Source organism: Streptomyces malaysiensis subsp. malaysiensis, from assembly GCF_040653035.1.
GTDB classification, from domain to species: domain Bacteria; phylum Actinomycetota; class Actinomycetes; order Streptomycetales; family Streptomycetaceae; genus Streptomyces; species Streptomyces malaysiensis.
On record NZ_JBEZNG010000029.1, the window covers coordinates 35,545 to 51,253 of the forward strand.

The window sequence follows — 15,709 nt, forward strand, 5'->3', positions numbered from 1 at the left end:
CCCCACCGATGTGACGCGCGCAACGCATCGATGACCCACCGATGACACGCCGGAAACAGGAGTGAGCTACATCACTCGACAAGGGCCGCGTCAAGCGACTCATGCACCGTAAAGACGGCGTCCGCACCCGTGATCTCGAACACCCGGGCAACGATCGGGAGCATCCCGGCCAGATGGACGCCGCCGCCTTCGGCCTCGGCTTTGAGCCGGGCACCGAGGAGGACGTTGAGCCCGGTGGAGTCACAGAACTCCAGCTTCGAGCAGTCCACCACCAGCCGGACACGTCCCCCCTCCACGCACTTCTCGAGCGGCTCGCGCAGCACTTCTGCGGTGTGGTGGTCAAGCTCACCCGCCGGCGTGACGACCGCACTCGCCCCATGGTGCCGAACCTCGACCTGAAGTCGGCCCTTACTGGCGCTGCCGACCATCCCGCGGTCCATCTGCGCACCTCTTCTGGCGTCTCGTTGCTTTCGATTGCGCGCATCGAACCCTACGCCTTCTACCCGGCCCCCTGGTAGCCGAACATTTCGCATAGTTCGGCAAATTCGGCAAATATGGACAACGTGGACTTGCCACTTGGTGGCCGATGCAGGTAGGCGTAGAGGGTCACACCCGCTTACGGACCGGCTTTGGAGGCGCCGCTCACCGGAGCAGCACGTTATGGCACCGGCAGCCATATGCCGAGAACGATGGAGGAGACTATGTCACCCCGCCTCGACGACACGCGTACCGAACCCTCGGGGAGTACTCGGACCACCGTTTCGTCGGCCCCCCTGCCCGAGCAGTTCACCCCCGACGCTGACGCCCCGGCGGCCGTTGGCCATCTCTTCGATGAACTGCCGGAATTGTCCGATCTGCCGGAGATACCCCCGTATGACACGGTAGCACCGGTGGACGCGAGGGCTCTGTCGAAGACCCTCTTCGAACGTCTCCAGGTGCTGGAGGAAGGCACCCACGAGTACGCCTATGTGCGTAACACCCTGGTCGAGCTCAACTTGGCGCTGGTCAAGTTCGCCGCCTCCCGGTTCCGCTCCCGCAGCGAGCCGATGGAGGACATCGTCCAGGTCGGCACCATCGGCCTGATCAAGGCCATCGACCGCTTCGAGACTGGCCGGGGCGTGGAGTTCCCGACCTTCGCGATGCCGACGATCGTCGGTGAGATCAAACGCTTCTTCCGCGACACCAGTTGGTCGGTGCGCGTGCCGAGGCGGCTTCAGGAACTCCGTCTCGACCTGGCCAAGGCCGGCGACGAGCTGGCCCAGCGGCTCGACCGCGCCCCCACCGTCCGCGAGTTGGCCGAGCGGCTGGACATCACCCAGGCCGAGGTCGTCGAGGGCATGGCCGCGAGCAACGCGTACACCGCGAGCTCGCTGGACGCCCAGCCGGAGGAGGACGACTCCGAGGGAGCGCTGGCCGACCGGATCGGATACGAGGACCACGGGCTCGAAGGCATCGAGTACGTCGAGTCCCTGAAGCCGCTGATCGCCGATCTGCCCGCCCGCGACCGGAAGATCCTCTCCCTGCGCTTCGTGGCCAATATGACGCAGTCGGAGATCGGTGAGGAGCTGGGCATCTCCCAGATGCATGTATCGCGGCTGCTGTCGCGCACCCTCCGTCGGCTCCGTAAGGGTCTGATGATCGAGGAGTGACGCCTCCGCAGACGGATAAGGGCCCGCCCCCGGATCACCGGGACGGGCCCTTATTCGCGTCACGGGCCCTTATTGGCGTCTCCGTCGGATTCGTGTCCCGTCGTGCGCTGCCGGGCCGTCAGATCGGGGTGCCGGACCGTCAGATCAGGGTGCCGCCCAGCCACACCGCCGAGATGAGGGGAACGCCGGGGCGGTAGGCGAGGTGCACATGGGACGGGGCGTCCAGCAGCGCCAGATCGGCGCGGGCCCCCGGGCTCACCCGGCCCACATCGGTACGGCGCAGGGCCCGCGCCCCACCGGCCGTGGCGGCCCACACCGCCTCGTCGGGCGTCATCCCCATCTCCCGCACCGCCAGGGCGACACAGAACGGCATGGAACTGGTGAAGGACGAGCCCGGGTTGCAGTCGGGGGACAGGGCGACCGTGGCGCCCGCGTCCAGCAGCCGGCGCGCGTCCGGATAGGTCGAGCGGGTGGAGAACTCCGCGCCCGGGAGCAGCGTGGCCACCGTCTCCCCCTGGGCCAGCGCGTCCACGTCGTCATCGGTCAGATGGGTGCAGTGGTCGGCGGAGGCGGCGCCCAGCTCCACCGCCAGCCGCACCCCGGGGCCGTAGGAGAGCTGATTGGCGTGGACCCGCGGGATCAGCCCGCGCTCCTGGCCCGCGGTCAGGATGGCGCGGGCCTGGTCGCCGTCGAAGGCCCCCTGCTCGCAGAAGACATCGATCCAGCGGGCGTGCGGGGCGCAGGCGTCCAGCATCGGGCCGGTGACCAGATCCACGTACCCGGCCGGGTCGTCGGCGAACTCGGGAGCGACGATATGCGCCCCGAGGAAGGTCACCTCGTCGGTGTGGACAGCGGCGATGGTCAGGGCGCGGGCCTCGTCCCGCGAGGTCAGCCCGTAACCGGACTTGATCTCGACGGTCGTGGTGCCCTGGCGGCGCGCCTCGGCCACATAGCGGCCGACGTTGGCGTGCAGCACGTTGTTCGAGGCCGCGCGGGTCGCGGCCACGGTGGTGCGGATCCCGCCCGCGCTGTACGGGCGGCCGGACATCCGGGCGTTGAACTCCTCGGTCCGGTCGCCCGCGAAGACCAGATGGGAGTGGGAGTCCACAAAGCCCGGAATGGCGGCCCGGCCACCGGCGTCGACCCGGTTGTCGGTGGCGGGTGCTTTGCTGGACTCACCGACCCAGGCGATGCGGTCGCCGTCGATGACGACGGCCGCGTCCTTGATCAGGCCGAGGGGGCCCGCACCGAGGGAGGGATCATTGGTGACCAGACCGGCGATGTCGGTGATGGCGGTCGTGGTCGGCGCAGTCGTCGCGGTCGTCATCGTGGGGGTGCTCTCCTTCGTCGGCCGTGGCGGTGGCGGCCGGGTCACCAGCCGTGCAGGGCTTGGATGGACTCGGCCAGCGCTTGCGGTACGCGGGGGACGAGCTGATGGGTCCCGTCCCGTACGACATGGCGGCCGCCGACCACGGTGTGCCGGACATCCGCGCTGGTCGCCGCGAATACGGCGGTCTCGGCGCCCAGCCGGGGCGGCGGCCCCGCGGTGCGCGCCGAGTCCAGCGCGATCGTGGTGAGGTCGGCGAGCGCGCCCACCTCGATCCGGCCCGCGTCCGCGCCCCAGCCGAGCGCCGCATGGCCGTCCACGGTGGCGGCCCGCAGCAGCTGGGCCGCGGTCCAGTGGCCACGGGCGCGGGTGCGCAGCCGCTCGTCGAGCTCCATGGCGCGGGCCTCCTCCAGGATGTCGATCATGGCATGGCTGTCGCTGCCCAGCGAGAGCGGTGAGCCCGCGCGCTGGAGCTCGACGGCCGGGCCGATCCCGTCGGCGAGGTCACGCTCGGTGGTCGGGCACATACAGACACCGGTCGAGGCATGGCCCAGAAGTCGGATATCACCCGGGGTGAGATGGGTGGCGTGCACGGCGGTCGTCCGCGGGCCCAGCACCCCGTGGTCGGCGAGCAGCCGAGTGGGGGTGAAGCCGTGTGCGTCCACACAGGCGTCGTTCTCGGCGGTCTGCTCCGAGAGGTGCACATGCAGGGGCGCCGTGCGCTCCTGGGCCCAGCCGGACACCGTCGCCAGCTGGTCGACGGGGACGGCCCGCACCGAGTGGATCGCCGCGCCGATGCGGGTGTTGCCGTCGCCCTTCAGCCCGGAGACCCGCTCGGCCCAGGCTTCGGCCGTGCCGTCGGAGAAGCGCAGCTGGTGCTCGTTGGGCTCGGCCCCGAAACCGGCGGAGAGATAGCAGGTGTCCAGCAGGGTGATCCGGATACCGGCCTCGGCCGCCGCCGCGATCAGGGCCTCCCCCATCGCGTTGGAGTTGCCGTAGCGGATGCCGCCGGGTGCGTGGTGGAGGTAGTGGAACTCCCCCACACAGGTGATCCCGGCCATGGCCATCTCGGCGTAGACGGCGCGAGCCAGGTCGAAGTAGCTGTCCGGGGTCAGCCGGTCGGCGACCCCGTACATCACCTCGCGCCAGGTCCAGAAGGAGTCCGGCGCGCCCTTGCCGTGCCGGGCCGCCCGCCCGGCCGTATCGCCCTCGGCCCCGCCCTCCGCCTCGCTCCCCGCCCCGTTCCCTGCCTCGTCCTCGTCCCCCGCCCAGTCGCCCGCCTCGCCCTCCGCCTGTACGACACCGCGCAGGGCCCGGTGGAAGGCGTGGCTATGGGCGTTGGCCAGACCGGGGATCGTCAGACCACGGAGGGTGACGGAACCGGCGGGCGGCCGCGGGCTCCCGGGCACCACCGCCGTGATCCGCCCATTGGCCGCGGCCACGATCACCACGTCCGACCGCACGCTTCCGTTCACCCAGGCGTGCTCCGCCCAGTACGTCTGCGCCGTCAGTGACACGCCAGGCCCTCCAGTACCTCCGCGAGTGCGGCCACACCGGCGAGGCAATCATCCTCGCCCGCCGTCTCCGCGGGTGAATGCGAGACGCCGGTGGGGTTCCTTACAAACAGCATGGCCGTCGGAACGGACGCGGACAAAATGCCGGCGTCGTGCCCGGCCCCGGTCGGCAGCACCGGAACCCCGCCCAGCAGCCCGGACAGCCGGTCCCGGAGATCATGGGCGAATTCGACGACCGGGGTGAAGGACTCCCGGGTGACCCGGACGTCCACCCCGTCGCGCTGCCCCCGCTCGACCGCGGCGCGCTCGATCTCGCCGACCACGGCGGCCAGGGTCTCCTCGTCGGCGGCGCGCGAGTCCAGCCAGCCGCGGACCAGGCTCGCGATCGCGTTGACGCCGTTCGGCTCCACGCTGACCTTGCCGAAGGTCGCCAGCGCCCCGGCGATCCTGGCCTTCTTACGGGCCGCGAGGACGGTGTTGGCGTAGGTGAGCATCGGATCGCGGCGGTCCTCGATCCGGGTCGTCCCGGCGTGGTTGGCCTCGCCGTGGAAGTCGAACCGCCAGCGGCCGTGCGGCCAGATCGCGGAGGCCACGCCCACCGGGTCGGCCGTGTCCGCCAGCGCACGCCCCTGCTCGATGTGCAACTCGACGAACGCGCCGATACGGGCCAGCCGCTCCGGGTCGGGGCCGATCGCGTCCGGGTCGTAACCGGCGCGCTCCATCGCCTGGGGGAGGCTCAGCCCGTCCGCGCCGCGCAGCTCATGCGCCTGCTCGACGCTGAGCCGGCCGCTGGTCAGCCGGGAGCCGACGCAGGCCAGGCCGAAGCGGGCGCCCTCCTCGTCACCGAAGTTGACGATGGCGAGGGGTTTGGTGGGGCGGGCGCCCCGTGCGCGCAGCTCGTCGAGGGCCGCGAAGGAGGAGACGACGCCCAGCGGGCCGTCGAAGGCGCCGCCGTCGGGGACGGAGTCCAGGTGGGAGCCGGTGACCACGGCGTCCCCCGCGGTGGGGTCGCCCAGCCAGGCCCATTGGTTGCCGTTGCGGTCCACTTCGTAGGTGAGGCCGCGGGTTTCTGTCTGTGCCTTGAACCACTCTCGGCAGTCCGCGTCGGCTTCCGTCCAGGCGTAGCGGCGGTAGCCGTTTGTTGTGGTGTTGCGGCCGATGGGGGTCAGGTCGCGCCACATGTCGTGGAACGACGGGGTTTCGTGCGCGGCTGACGCCCGGTGGGTGGGTTGTGCCCACCCGTTCCTCCCCCAGCTACCGCTGGGAGGTACCCCCTCCGCGGAACGATTGCCCACAACGCTCACTCCGCTTCCCTCATGGGGATCCGGACGTTTCGTTCCTGGGCTACCTCGTCCGCGCGGTCGTAGCCCGCGTCCACGTGGCGGATCACGCCCATGCCGGGGTCGTTCGTCAGCACCCGGCGGATCTTCTCGCCCGCCAGTGCCGTGCCGTCGGCGACCGTGACCTGGCCCGCGTGGATCGAGCGGCCCATGCCCACGCCGCCGCCGTGGTGGATGGAGACCCACGAGGCGCCCGAGGCGACGTTGACCATGGCGTTGAGCAGCGGCCAGTCGGCGATCGCGTCCGAGCCGTCCAGCATGGCCTCGGTCTCGCGGTACGGGGAGGCCACGGAGCCGCAGTCGAGGTGGTCACGGCCGATCGCCAGCGGTGCGGCGAGCGTGCCGTCGGCCACCATCTCGTTGAAGCGCTCGCCCGCCTTGTCGCGCTCGCCGTAGCCGAGCCAGCAGATACGGGCGGGCAGCCCCTGGAAGTGGACCCGCTCCCCCGCCATCTTCATCCAGCGGGCCAGCGACTCGTTCTCCGGGAAGAGGTCCAGGATCGCCTTGTCCGTGGCCGCGATGTCCCGCGGGTCGCCGGAGAGGGCGGCCCAGCGGAAGGGGCCCTTGCCCTCGGAGAAGAGCGGCCGGATGTAGGCGGGCACGAAGCCGGGGAAGGCGAAGGCGCGCTCGAAGCCGGCCAGCTTGGCCTCGCCGCGGATGGAGTTGCCGTAGTCGAAGACCTCGGCGCCCGCGTCCATGAAGCCGACCATGGCCTCGACATGCCGGGCCATCGACTCGCGCGCCCGCTCGGTGAAGTCGGCGGGCTTCTCGGCGGCGTACGAGGCCATCTCGTCGAAGTCCACGCCGACCGGCAGATACGACAGCGGGTCGTGGGCGCTGGTCTGGTCGGTGACGATGTCGATCGGGGCGTTCATCGCGAGCAGCTGCGGGACCAGCTCGGCCGCGTTCCCCAGCACGCCGATCGAGAGGGGGCGCCGGGCGTCCCGGGCCTCGGTGGCCAGCTGGAGCGCATGGTCCAGGCTGTCGGCGCGGACGTCGAGGTAGCGGTGCTCGATACGGCGCTCGATGGCGCGCGGATCGCAGTCGACGCAGATCGCGACGCCGTCGTTCATGGTGACCGCCAGCGGCTGGGCGCCGCCCATGCCGCCGAGGCCGGCGGTGAGGGTGATCGTCCCGGCCAGGGTGCCGTTGAACTTCTTGGCCGCCACGGCCGCGAAGGTCTCGTAGGTGCCCTGGAGGATGCCCTGGGTGCCGATGTAGATCCAGGAGCCCGCGGTCATCTGGCCGTACATGGTCAGGCCCAGCGCCTCCAGGCGGCGGAACTCCTCCCAGTTGGCCCAGTCGCCGACCAGGTTGGAGTTGGCGATCAGCACCCGCGGCGCCCATTCGTGCGTCTGCATGACGCCCACCGGGCGGCCCGACTGGACCAGCATCGTCTCGTCCTGCTTCAGCGTGCGCAGGGTGCGGACCATGGCGTCGAACGAGCGCCAGTCGCGGGCCGCCTTGCCGGTGCCGCCGTAGACGACGAGCTTGTCCGGGTGCTCGGCGACCTCCGGATCGAGGTTGTTCTGGAGCATGCGCAGGGCGGCTTCCTGCTGCCACCCCCGAGCGCTGAGCTGCGCACCACGCGGCGCCCGTACGGGTCGCGGTCCTGTCATGGGCCAAGCCTCCCTGCCATCGACTGGATCGAGATATTCACATCTTGATGCCGATGAATATGACTAGTCAATAGTGCGGAGTCTCGCATACACCCAGGTGGTTCAGCGGCGCGGGCTCGCCGGGGGCGCGCGTCCGGTGCGGCGCGGCGCCACGGCGGGGCGTCGTGACGGGGCGCCACAGTGGGGCGCCACAGTGGGGCGCGGCGGTATGGTCGGCGCTGGTCGGCGCGGCATGGTCGGCGCGGCTTAGTCGGCGCGGCTTAGTCGGCGCGGGGTAGCGTCGCCGGGTCGTGTCCGGTCCGCCCGCCGAGGAGCCCCGCGTGTCCCTCCCCGCCACCCACCGCGAGGTGCGTCTGACGGCCCTGCCCGAAGGCGCGCTCACCCCGGGCCACTTCGAGGTCGTCACCGTCCCCGTCCCCACGCCCGGCCCCGGTCAGGTGCTGGTGCGCAACCAACTGATGAGCGTCGCCGCCGTGATGCGCCCGCTCACACTCGCCGACCCCGACGCCTTCGGCCTCCCCCAGTTGCTGCACAGGGCGGGTGAGGTGATGCGGGGCCCGGCCCTCGGCGAGGTGGTCCACGCGCCGGGAACGGATCTCGCCCCCGGGACCGTCGTCCGCCACCGCGCGGGCTGGCGCGAATACGCGGTCCTCGACGCCGGGGAGGTGTCGCCCGTCGACCCCGAGGCGCTGCCCGACCCCGCCGCCCATCTGTCGCAGGGGTTCACCGCCTGGCTGGGGGTCGTACGCGGGGCCGGGGTGCGGCGCGGCGACACGGTGTTCGTCACCGGCGCGGCGGGCGGAGTGGGCTCCCTGGCCGGGCAGTTCGCCCGGCTGCACGGCGCCGCGCGGGTCATCGGCTCCACCGGCTCCCGCCACAAGGCCGACCGGCTGACACGGGAGCTGGGCTACGACGCGGTCGTCCTCCGCGGCGCGGGCCCCCTCGACGAGCAGCTGCGCGCGGCCGCCCCCGACGGCATCGACGCCCTCTTCGACACCGTCGGCGGCGAACAGCTGCGGGCCGCGCTGGCGCTGGCCCGCCGCAACGCGCGCTTCGCCCTGGTCGGCGCGCTGGCCGCACAGCTGTCCGACGACGCGCTGGCCCCGACCGCGATCAGCACCCTGGCCCTGATCGCCCGGAGCGTCACGCTGCGCGGCATCAGCGCGGCGGACCACCAGGACGCGATGCCCGACTACCTGCGCGAGTTCGGCCGCGCGCTGCGCGAGGGCGCGATTACGTATCCGTACACCCGGCTCACGGGCATCGACCGGGCGCCGGGGGCGCTGTGCGAGCTGGTGGAGGGGCGGCACCTCGGGGCGGTGCTGGTGGAGCTGTAGCCCCGGGGTGCCGGTGGAAAGGGCTCGGGTCAGTCCGCGGCCAGGAGCCGCTCCGACGTCGCCCAGAGGCGGTCGGCGCCCTCCGGGTCGAGGGCGTACGGGGCGACCCCCACCATCATGGCGGTGAGGTCCTCGGGGCGGCGGCTCACCGGCTCGGCCTCGGCGCAGTCCGCGAAGTAGCGGCCGCCGACGCCCTCCAGCAGCGGCGATGCGGCCAGCAGCACCGAGGTGGCCGCCCCCTGCTCCGGGGTCTTCCACACCACGCCCGGGGCCGCGATGTCCCCGACATGGCGCTGGAGATTGGTCCGGATGCCCCCGGGGCTCAGGGCGTTGACGACAATGCCGTCGCCCGCCCAGCGCGCGTTCGCGCCGACCGCGAAGAGCACGTTGGCGGTCTTGGACTGCCCGTACGCCAGCATCGGCTCATACGGCCGGTAGTCGAAGTGAAGGTCGTCGAAGACGACCGGCGAGCGGAGGTGTGCGGCGGAGCTGACGACGACGATTCGGGCGGACGCGGGGGTGCCGGGGGTGCCGGTGGTCCCGGGGGACCCGGTGGTCCCGGGGGACCCGGCGGACCCGGGGAACCCGGCGGACCCGGCAGACCCGGCGGATCCGGGGGATGCGGCGGACCCGGCAGACCCGGCAGACCCGGCAGACCCAGGGAACCCGACGGACCCGGCAGACCCGGCAGACCCGGCGGATGCGGCGGGCCCGAGGGGCCTGGCCGCTGCGGCAGACCCGGCGGCTGCCAGGGCGCCGTGCAGGCCGCAGGCCAGTGCGAAGTGGCCGAGGTGGTTGACGGTGAACTGCCGGTCCCAGCCCTCGGGCGTACGGCCCTCGGGCAGGGCCATGACGCCCGCGTTGTTCACGAGGATGTGCAGCGGACCGTCCCAACCGTCCGCGAAGGCGGCGACCGAGGCCCGGTCGGCCAGGTCGAGGTGTGCGACATACAGCTGCTTGTTGCCGGTGGTGGCGGTGATGTCCTCGGCGACCCGGGCCCCGGCGTCGAGGTTCCGCACCGCCAGGGTCACCTCGGCCCCTGCCCCGGCGAGCGCCCGCGCGGTCTCGATACCGATACCGGAGGCGGCCCCGGTGACCACCGCGCGCCTGCCCGAGAGATCGACGCCGTCGATCACCTCGGCGGCGGTGGAACGGGCGTCAAAAGGTGTCGTTATGCGTGTTTCCTTGGGGTCCATCCCCCCAGCGTCACTCCACCCACCGCTCCCACCCAGACCCCCCGCGTCCTGGGAGTACGAGGACCAGGCTGGACCCGCGCGACACGCCCCCGGACAGCGCAGGGCCCCGCGGGCAGGGCCCCCGGGCAGCGCCCCCGGGCAGCGCCAGGCCCACGCGGGCCTGTCGCTGCCCCCGCCGGAAGCCGCCCGTCGGCTCCGGGGGCACCAGGTCCTGACCGCCCAGCAGCCACGGCTCGGGGGCTTGCGCCTGCCGCGCCGGTCGGCGGCCCGCCGACGGGGTCCGGCTCCGCCTGCGGCCGCCTCCCCATCGGCCCGCGACGCGAGCGGCCCCCGTCCCACGACCACCCCTGGCGGTGCCAGATCGCGCCGGGCGCAGCACAGTCCGCCCCCGGCGCGCCGGGCGGACCCCGTTCCGTCCCGCCGACCCTGGTAGTCGCAGGACCAGGCTCAGTCTTCGCCGGGCGCATAGCGTGGAGAGATGGTGGAGAGCGCGAATCGGCTGGGGGAGTATCTGCGGGCGCGACGCGAACTCGTGCGGCCCGAGGACGTCGGGCTGCCTACCGTGGGGCGGCGCCGGGTGCCCGGGTTGCGCCGCGAGGAGCTCGCCCTCCTCGCGGGCATCAGCAGCGACTACTACCTGCGGCTGGAGCAGGGCCGCGACCGGCACCCCTCCGCACAGGTGCTCGACTCCCTGGCCCGTGTGCTCCGCCTGGACGACGACGCCACCGCCCATCTGCACCGGCTGGCCCGCCCCACGCCCCGTCGCCGTCGTCCGCAGCGGCCGGAGCGGGTACCCGCCGGGATTCAGCAGCTGGTGATGTCCTGGACCCGGAACCCCGCCTTCGTCCAGGGCCGCTATATGGACGTCCTCTTCGCCAATCCGCTGGCCATCGCCCTCTCCCCGCTCTGCCGCCCCGGGGTGAACGTCGTCCGCGCGCTCTTCCTCGACCCGGAGATCCACGAGGCGCACGGCAGCGAGACCGCCACCGCCGGGGTCGTAGCCGCCCTGCGTGCGCTCGTCGGTCCCGATGTCGAGGATCCGCCCCTGGCCGAGCTGGTGGGTGAGCTGTCGGTCAAGAGCGAGCGGTTCCGGCGGCTGTGGGCCCGCCATGACGTCAAGCCCAAGGCCGGGTCCGGCACGTCCACCTTCCAGCATCCGCAGGTCGGTCCGCTCGAGCTGAGCTACGAGAAGCTGGCCGTCACCGGCACCGAGGGCCAGCTCCTGGTGGTCTACCACGCCGTCCCCGGCAGCCCCGCCGAACAGGCCCTGGCGCTGCTGTCGGGGCTCGCGGGGGACGTGGGAGGCGCGGGGGACTCGGGGAACTCGGGGGGCGCCGAGCAGAGCGGGCGGAGCTCCCGGAGCGGCTCCGGGGCCGCTGGTCGGGAGCCGTCCCCGAATGGTTGGCTGAGGTCATGACATCGACACCGATCGCGATGGCCACCCGGCGTGAACAGGCCGTACGGGCCGCCGTGCAGCAGGGGCTGCTCGGCCCGGACCAGCCCGTCGTCGGGCTGCTGGACGTGGCCGGGATCCGCGCGGCCGCCGCCGGACTGCGCGCGGCCTTCGAGGAGGTCGTCGCGCCCGGCACCCCCGTCCTGCACGCCTTCGCGGTCAAGGCGGCCTCGCTCGTCCCCGTCCTGCGGCTGCTGGCCGACGAGGGCCTGGGCTGCGAGGTGGCCAGCCCCGGAGAGCTGGCGCTGGCCCGCGCGGCCGGGGTGACGCCCGACCGGATCGTTCTGGACTCCCCCGCCAAGACCGCCGCGGAGCTGCGCGAAGCCCTCGACCTGGGGATCGCGGTCAACGCCGACAACCCGCAGGAGCTGGACCGGCTCGGCGCGCTGGTCGGGCACCGCGCGACCCCGCCCGCGCCCCTGGGCCTGCGGATCAACCCACAGGTGGGCGGCGGCAGCATCGACGCGCTCAGCACGGCCACCGCGACCTCCAAGTTCGGCGTCGCCCTCCAGGACCCGGGGGCGCGCGAGTGGGTCGTCCGCGCCTTCACGGAGCGCCCCTGGCTGACCCGGCTGCACGCGCATGTCGGCTCCCAGGGCTGTCCGCTGGAGCTGATGGCGGCGGGCATACGGGTGGCCTACGAACTGGCCGAAGAGATCAACGAGGCGGTCGGCCGCCGGCAGATCGACGCGCTCGACATCGGCGGCGGGCTCCCCGTGAACTTCGCCTCCGACGAGGTCACCCCCGACTACCGGGAGTACGCACAGCTGCTGCGGAACACCGTGCCGGGGCTCCTCGACGGGCGGTACGCGCTGGTCACCGAGTTCGGGCGGTCCCTGCTCGCCAAGTCCGGTCTGGTACTGGCCCGGGTCGAATACGCCAAGTCCGCGGGCGGCCGCCCCATCGCGGTCACCCACGCGGGCGCCCAGCTCGCCACGCGTACGGTCTTCGCCCCCGATGCCTGGCCGCTGCGGGTCGCGGCCTACGACGCGGAGGGCCGCCCCAAGGCGGCGGGCCCCGACGGCCCGATCGCCCAGGACATCGCCGGCCCCTGCTGCTTCGCGGGCGACCTGATCGCCCGCGACCGGCCCCTGCCGGAGCTGGCACCGGGCGATCTGGTCGCCCTGCTGGACACGGGTGCGTACTACTTCTCCAACCACTTCGCCTACAACAGCCTGCCCAGGCCGGGTGTCTACGGCTTCGACGCCACCGAAGGCGAGGTGCGCTTCGCGACGGTGCGGCCGCCGCAGACGGTGGGGGAGATCGTGGCGGAGAGCGGTGCCGCGTATGCGCTGGGGCTGACCCGACTGCGGTAGGGCGCGGGGCGCCCAGCCCTGGGTTTCCTCAGTCCGCCCCGCGACCGCGGCCTTCGTCTCGGCCGACGCGGATTGAGCAACGGGCCAGGTGAGCGCTGGCGCGGGCCGCATCGCCGACCACCGGCCGGTGGGGGCTTAGCCCGGTAGCGGCACCTGTGACCTGGGGACAAGGCCACTGCCGGACTGACGGACAGCCCGGCTGACCGGAGCCTCCGGAACCCGGCAACCTCGGCCCCCGCCCAAGCTGAGTCGGCCCGAAGTCCGCCCCGCGACCGCGGCCTTCGTCTCGGCTGACGCCGATTGAGCAACGGGCCAGGTGGGCACGGGCGCGGGCCATGCCGCCGACCACCGGCCGGTGGGGGGCTTGGCCCGGCGGCGGCACCTGTGGCCTGGAGCCGACGTCGCTGCCGGACTGACGGCCAGCCCCACGACCGGCGGACGCCCCGGAACCCGGCAGCCTCCGCCCCTGCCCAAGCTGAGTGGGCCCGAAGTCCGCCCCGCGACCGACACCTTCGTCTCGGCTGACGCCGATTGAGCATCGGGCCAGGTAGGCACGGGGCGGGGGCCGCATCGCCGACCACCGGTCGGTGGGACGAAAGGCGGTGGCGGCTTCTGTGGCCTCGGGCCGAGGCCGTTGCCGGACTGCCGCTGGGATGGCGGGTCGGTGCGCGGCGGCGTTCTCGGTCGCCGCCCAGGCCGCGCGCCCTGGATGACTGAGCGCGTCACGCGTTGTGCCGGGTGGGGTACCCCCTTCAAAAAACGTTTGATCTCGTGCAACTAATTTGTCAAACGTTTTCGAAGGGGGTACCCCAAACCCCCCGCAGTCCGGATCGGGCCCAGTCCTGGGTCGGAGGGGCGCCGCCACCGGGCTCCGCCCCCACCGGCCCTCCGTCGGCGACGGGCCCCCGCCAGGGCACCCCGGCCCCATGCTCAAATGCGCCGAAGGCGCGAGACGGCGCCGCACCCACCCACGCCGCCCAGCCCCCGCAGCTCAACCCCGGCACAGGACAACTCCGGCGCAAGACGCCCCCGGTACGGGGCAACCCGGCACAGCGCAACCCCGGCGCCGAGCAACCCGGCACGGGGCAACCCGGCGCAGAACACCCCTGGCGCAGCGCGACCCCAGCACCGGGCAACCCAAATACACGGCAGCCCCGAAACCACGGCGTACCCTCAGCGCGCGGTCGGTGCCATCGTCCGCTGGCGGCGGGCGCCGCCCGGGCCCGCGTCGCCGGCCACGATGCCCGTCGTCTGGTAGGCGTCCACCGCCTTGCCCGCCGGGCGCCCGCGGGAGACTCGTTCCGTACGGACCCACAGCAGCGCATCGTTCGCGCGCTCCCAGCGGCCCAGCCACAGCGCCTTCGCCCACAGGCCCGCGCCTAGCCCCGCCAGCAGCATTCCGCCCGCCGCCGGGACGGCGAAGGAGGAGCCGACCGCGGCGAGGAAGGCCAGCAGGAGCCACCACCGCAGGGCGCGGCGGCGGGCCCGTACGGTTACCGCGCGGTCCTGGAGGAAGACCGACTTGCCCGCGCGCGAGGCAGCGCGCGCCAGTTCCCGATATCGCTTCCGTCGCACCGCGAACACCACGACCGCCGCGACCAGGAAGAGCGCCGCCCCCGCGAGCACTCCGATCCGGCGTCCGGTCAGCCCCGGTACCAGCGCTCCGATTCCGGCGGCCAGTACGCCGGGCCACCACAGCCACCCCGCGGGAGCCCTCACGATCACCGCCACCCGTGCCAGCGCATACGACCCGCGCCCCACGACCGACCTCCTCACCCCTGGTGAATTCCGGAAGAAAACCCTGTCGAATCGAGGAATCTAGCCAGGATGCCTGAGAATTCGGTGAGAGGGACGGGGTCGGGGCGGAACCCCCGAAGCGGGCGGCTACGGCCCCAGGGGCTCACTCCACGAACAGCCCCCGCTCCGCCGCCTTCGCGTCGAACTCCTCCAGCCGCGCCTGCGCATCCGGCAGCGCGTCGCACATCGCCTCGAGCAGCACCCGCCCCAGCAGCATCGGCGCACACGCGGTGTCGAAGGCCAGGCCCGTGCCGACCGCCGCGGGCAGCAGCAGATCGCTGTGGCGGGCGACGGGGGCGAAGGCGCTGTCGGCGACGGTGACCACGGCCAGGCCCGCCTCCCGGGCGTACTCCAGGCCCTCCACGACCTCCCGCGGATGGCGCGGCAGCGCGAAGCACAGCAGGGCCGTGGCGCCCGCGCGCTTCGCCGCGTCGACGCGGTCGTCGAGCATCGTGCCGCCCTCGTCGAGCAGCCGGACGTCCGGGTGGACCTTGCGCGCGAAGTACGTGAAGCCGCGCGCCTGCGCGGAGGCGGCCCGCAGCCCGAGGACCGGCAGCGGGCGGGACTCGGCGAGCAGCCGGCCGGCGCGGACGACGGGGGCGGGGTCGGCCAGCAGCGCGGCGAGATGGCGCAGATTGTCGATCTCGGACTGCACGGCCTGCTGGTACTCGTTGTACGAGCCCTCGTCCGCCGCCGGCTCGGCGGGGGCGACATCGCGCAGATGTTTGCGCAGCGCCGGATAGCCGTCGAAGCCGAGGGCGACCGCGAAGCGGGTCACGGACGGCTGGCTGACGCCCGCGAGTTCGGCCAGTTCGACGCTGGAGAGGAACGGCGCGTCCGCGGCCCGCCGCACCATGCAGTGGGCGATCCGACGCTGGGTGGGGGTCAGCCGGTGGCCCTCGAAGAGCGCCTGGAGCCGGGCGGCGGTCGAAGCACCGGAGGCGGTGGCCGCACCCGCGCCGACCGGAACACCCGAGCCCGCCGGAACGCCAGAGCCCGCCGGAGCACCTGAACCTGCCGGAACACCCGCACCCGCCGGAACACCCGCGCCGCCCGCACCGACCGCCGCCCCCGCGGCCTCCTCGCCCACCGGCGTCATCCGAGCACCGCTCACCCCGTGGTCCGTACCCATGGCGTCCTCCTGACCCTCGTACCCTCGTC

12 protein-coding genes are annotated in these 15,709 nt (G+C 73.0%); 4 read left to right on the forward strand and 8 right to left on the reverse strand.

The window, feature by feature from the left end:
- Positions 1-71: 71 nt before the first annotated feature.
- Positions 72-440: an STAS domain-containing protein gene (locus tag AB0E24_RS38060; RefSeq protein WP_069873351.1), complete on the reverse strand. Its 369-nt coding sequence runs from the start codon at positions 438-440 to the stop codon at positions 72-74.
- Positions 441-701: 261 nt separating this feature from the next.
- On the opposite strand from AB0E24_RS38060, the gene AB0E24_RS38065 reads away from it, so the two are divergent.
- Positions 702-1,649, forward strand: a complete 948-nt coding sequence (locus tag AB0E24_RS38065; RefSeq protein WP_069873353.1) for an RNA polymerase sigma factor SigF — start codon at positions 702-704, stop codon at positions 1,647-1,649.
- Positions 1,650-1,788: 139 nt separating this feature from the next.
- Here the strand turns inward: AB0E24_RS38065 and hutI are convergent, their stop codons facing one another.
- The 4 genes from hutI to hutU all read right to left on the reverse strand — a co-directional run bounded on the left by hutI (position 1,789) and on the right by hutU (position 7,449).
- On the reverse strand, positions 1,789-2,976 hold the full coding sequence (hutI, locus tag AB0E24_RS38070; RefSeq protein WP_069873356.1) for an imidazolonepropionase: 1,188 nt from the start codon (positions 2,974-2,976) through the stop codon (positions 1,789-1,791).
- Positions 2,977-3,020: 44 nt separating this feature from the next.
- Positions 3,021-4,493 carry a formimidoylglutamate deiminase gene (locus AB0E24_RS38075; protein WP_435865367.1) on the reverse strand — a complete coding sequence of 491 codons (1,473 nt, stop codon included), beginning with the start codon at positions 4,491-4,493 and terminating at the stop codon, positions 3,021-3,023.
- The gene (locus AB0E24_RS38080) at positions 4,484-5,671 is read right to left on the reverse strand and encodes an allantoate amidohydrolase (RefSeq protein WP_093700454.1); all 1,188 of its coding nucleotides are present in this window, start codon (positions 5,669-5,671) and stop codon (positions 4,484-4,486) included. The genes AB0E24_RS38075 and AB0E24_RS38080 overlap by 10 nt, the downstream gene beginning before the upstream one ends.
- 119 nt (positions 5,672-5,790) lie before the next feature.
- On the reverse strand, positions 5,791-7,449 hold the full coding sequence (hutU, locus tag AB0E24_RS38085; RefSeq protein ID WP_079153734.1) for a urocanate hydratase: 1,659 nt from the start codon (positions 7,447-7,449) through the stop codon (positions 5,791-5,793).
- A gap of 320 nt (positions 7,450-7,769) precedes the next feature.
- Here hutU and AB0E24_RS38090 point away from each other — a divergent pair, with 320 nt between their 5' ends.
- The gene (locus AB0E24_RS38090; RefSeq protein ID WP_347231610.1) at positions 7,770-8,786 is read left to right on the forward strand and encodes an MDR family NADP-dependent oxidoreductase; all 1,017 of its coding nucleotides are present in this window, start codon (positions 7,770-7,772) and stop codon (positions 8,784-8,786) included.
- A gap of 29 nt (positions 8,787-8,815) precedes the next feature.
- On the opposite strand, the gene AB0E24_RS38095 is transcribed toward AB0E24_RS38090, so the two are convergent.
- Entirely contained in the window at positions 8,816-9,982 is a 1,167-nt protein-coding gene (locus AB0E24_RS38095) for an SDR family NAD(P)-dependent oxidoreductase (protein ID WP_359384174.1), read from the reverse strand.
- 478 nt (positions 9,983-10,460) lie between these two features.
- Here AB0E24_RS38095 and AB0E24_RS38100 point away from each other — a divergent pair, with 478 nt between their 5' ends.
- Entirely contained in the window at positions 10,461-11,399 is a 939-nt protein-coding gene (locus AB0E24_RS38100) for a helix-turn-helix domain-containing protein (protein WP_359384177.1), read from the forward strand.
- Entirely contained in the window at positions 11,396-12,751 is a 1,356-nt protein-coding gene (locus AB0E24_RS38105; protein ID WP_079257903.1) for a type III PLP-dependent enzyme domain-containing protein, read from the forward strand. Before AB0E24_RS38100 ends, AB0E24_RS38105 begins: the two co-directional genes overlap by 4 nt.
- Positions 12,752-13,924: 1,173 nt before the next feature.
- Here AB0E24_RS38105 and AB0E24_RS38110 read toward each other — a convergent pair.
- Complete coding sequence (locus AB0E24_RS38110) at positions 13,925-14,512, reverse strand: hypothetical protein (protein WP_100807024.1); 588 nt, start codon at positions 14,510-14,512, stop codon at positions 13,925-13,927.
- 139 nt (positions 14,513-14,651) lie between these two features.
- Positions 14,652-15,680 carry a MurR/RpiR family transcriptional regulator gene (locus AB0E24_RS38115; RefSeq protein WP_237287709.1) on the reverse strand — a complete coding sequence of 343 codons (1,029 nt, stop codon included), beginning with the start codon at positions 15,678-15,680 and terminating at the stop codon, positions 14,652-14,654.
- Between the last annotated feature and the right edge of the window lie 29 nt (positions 15,681-15,709).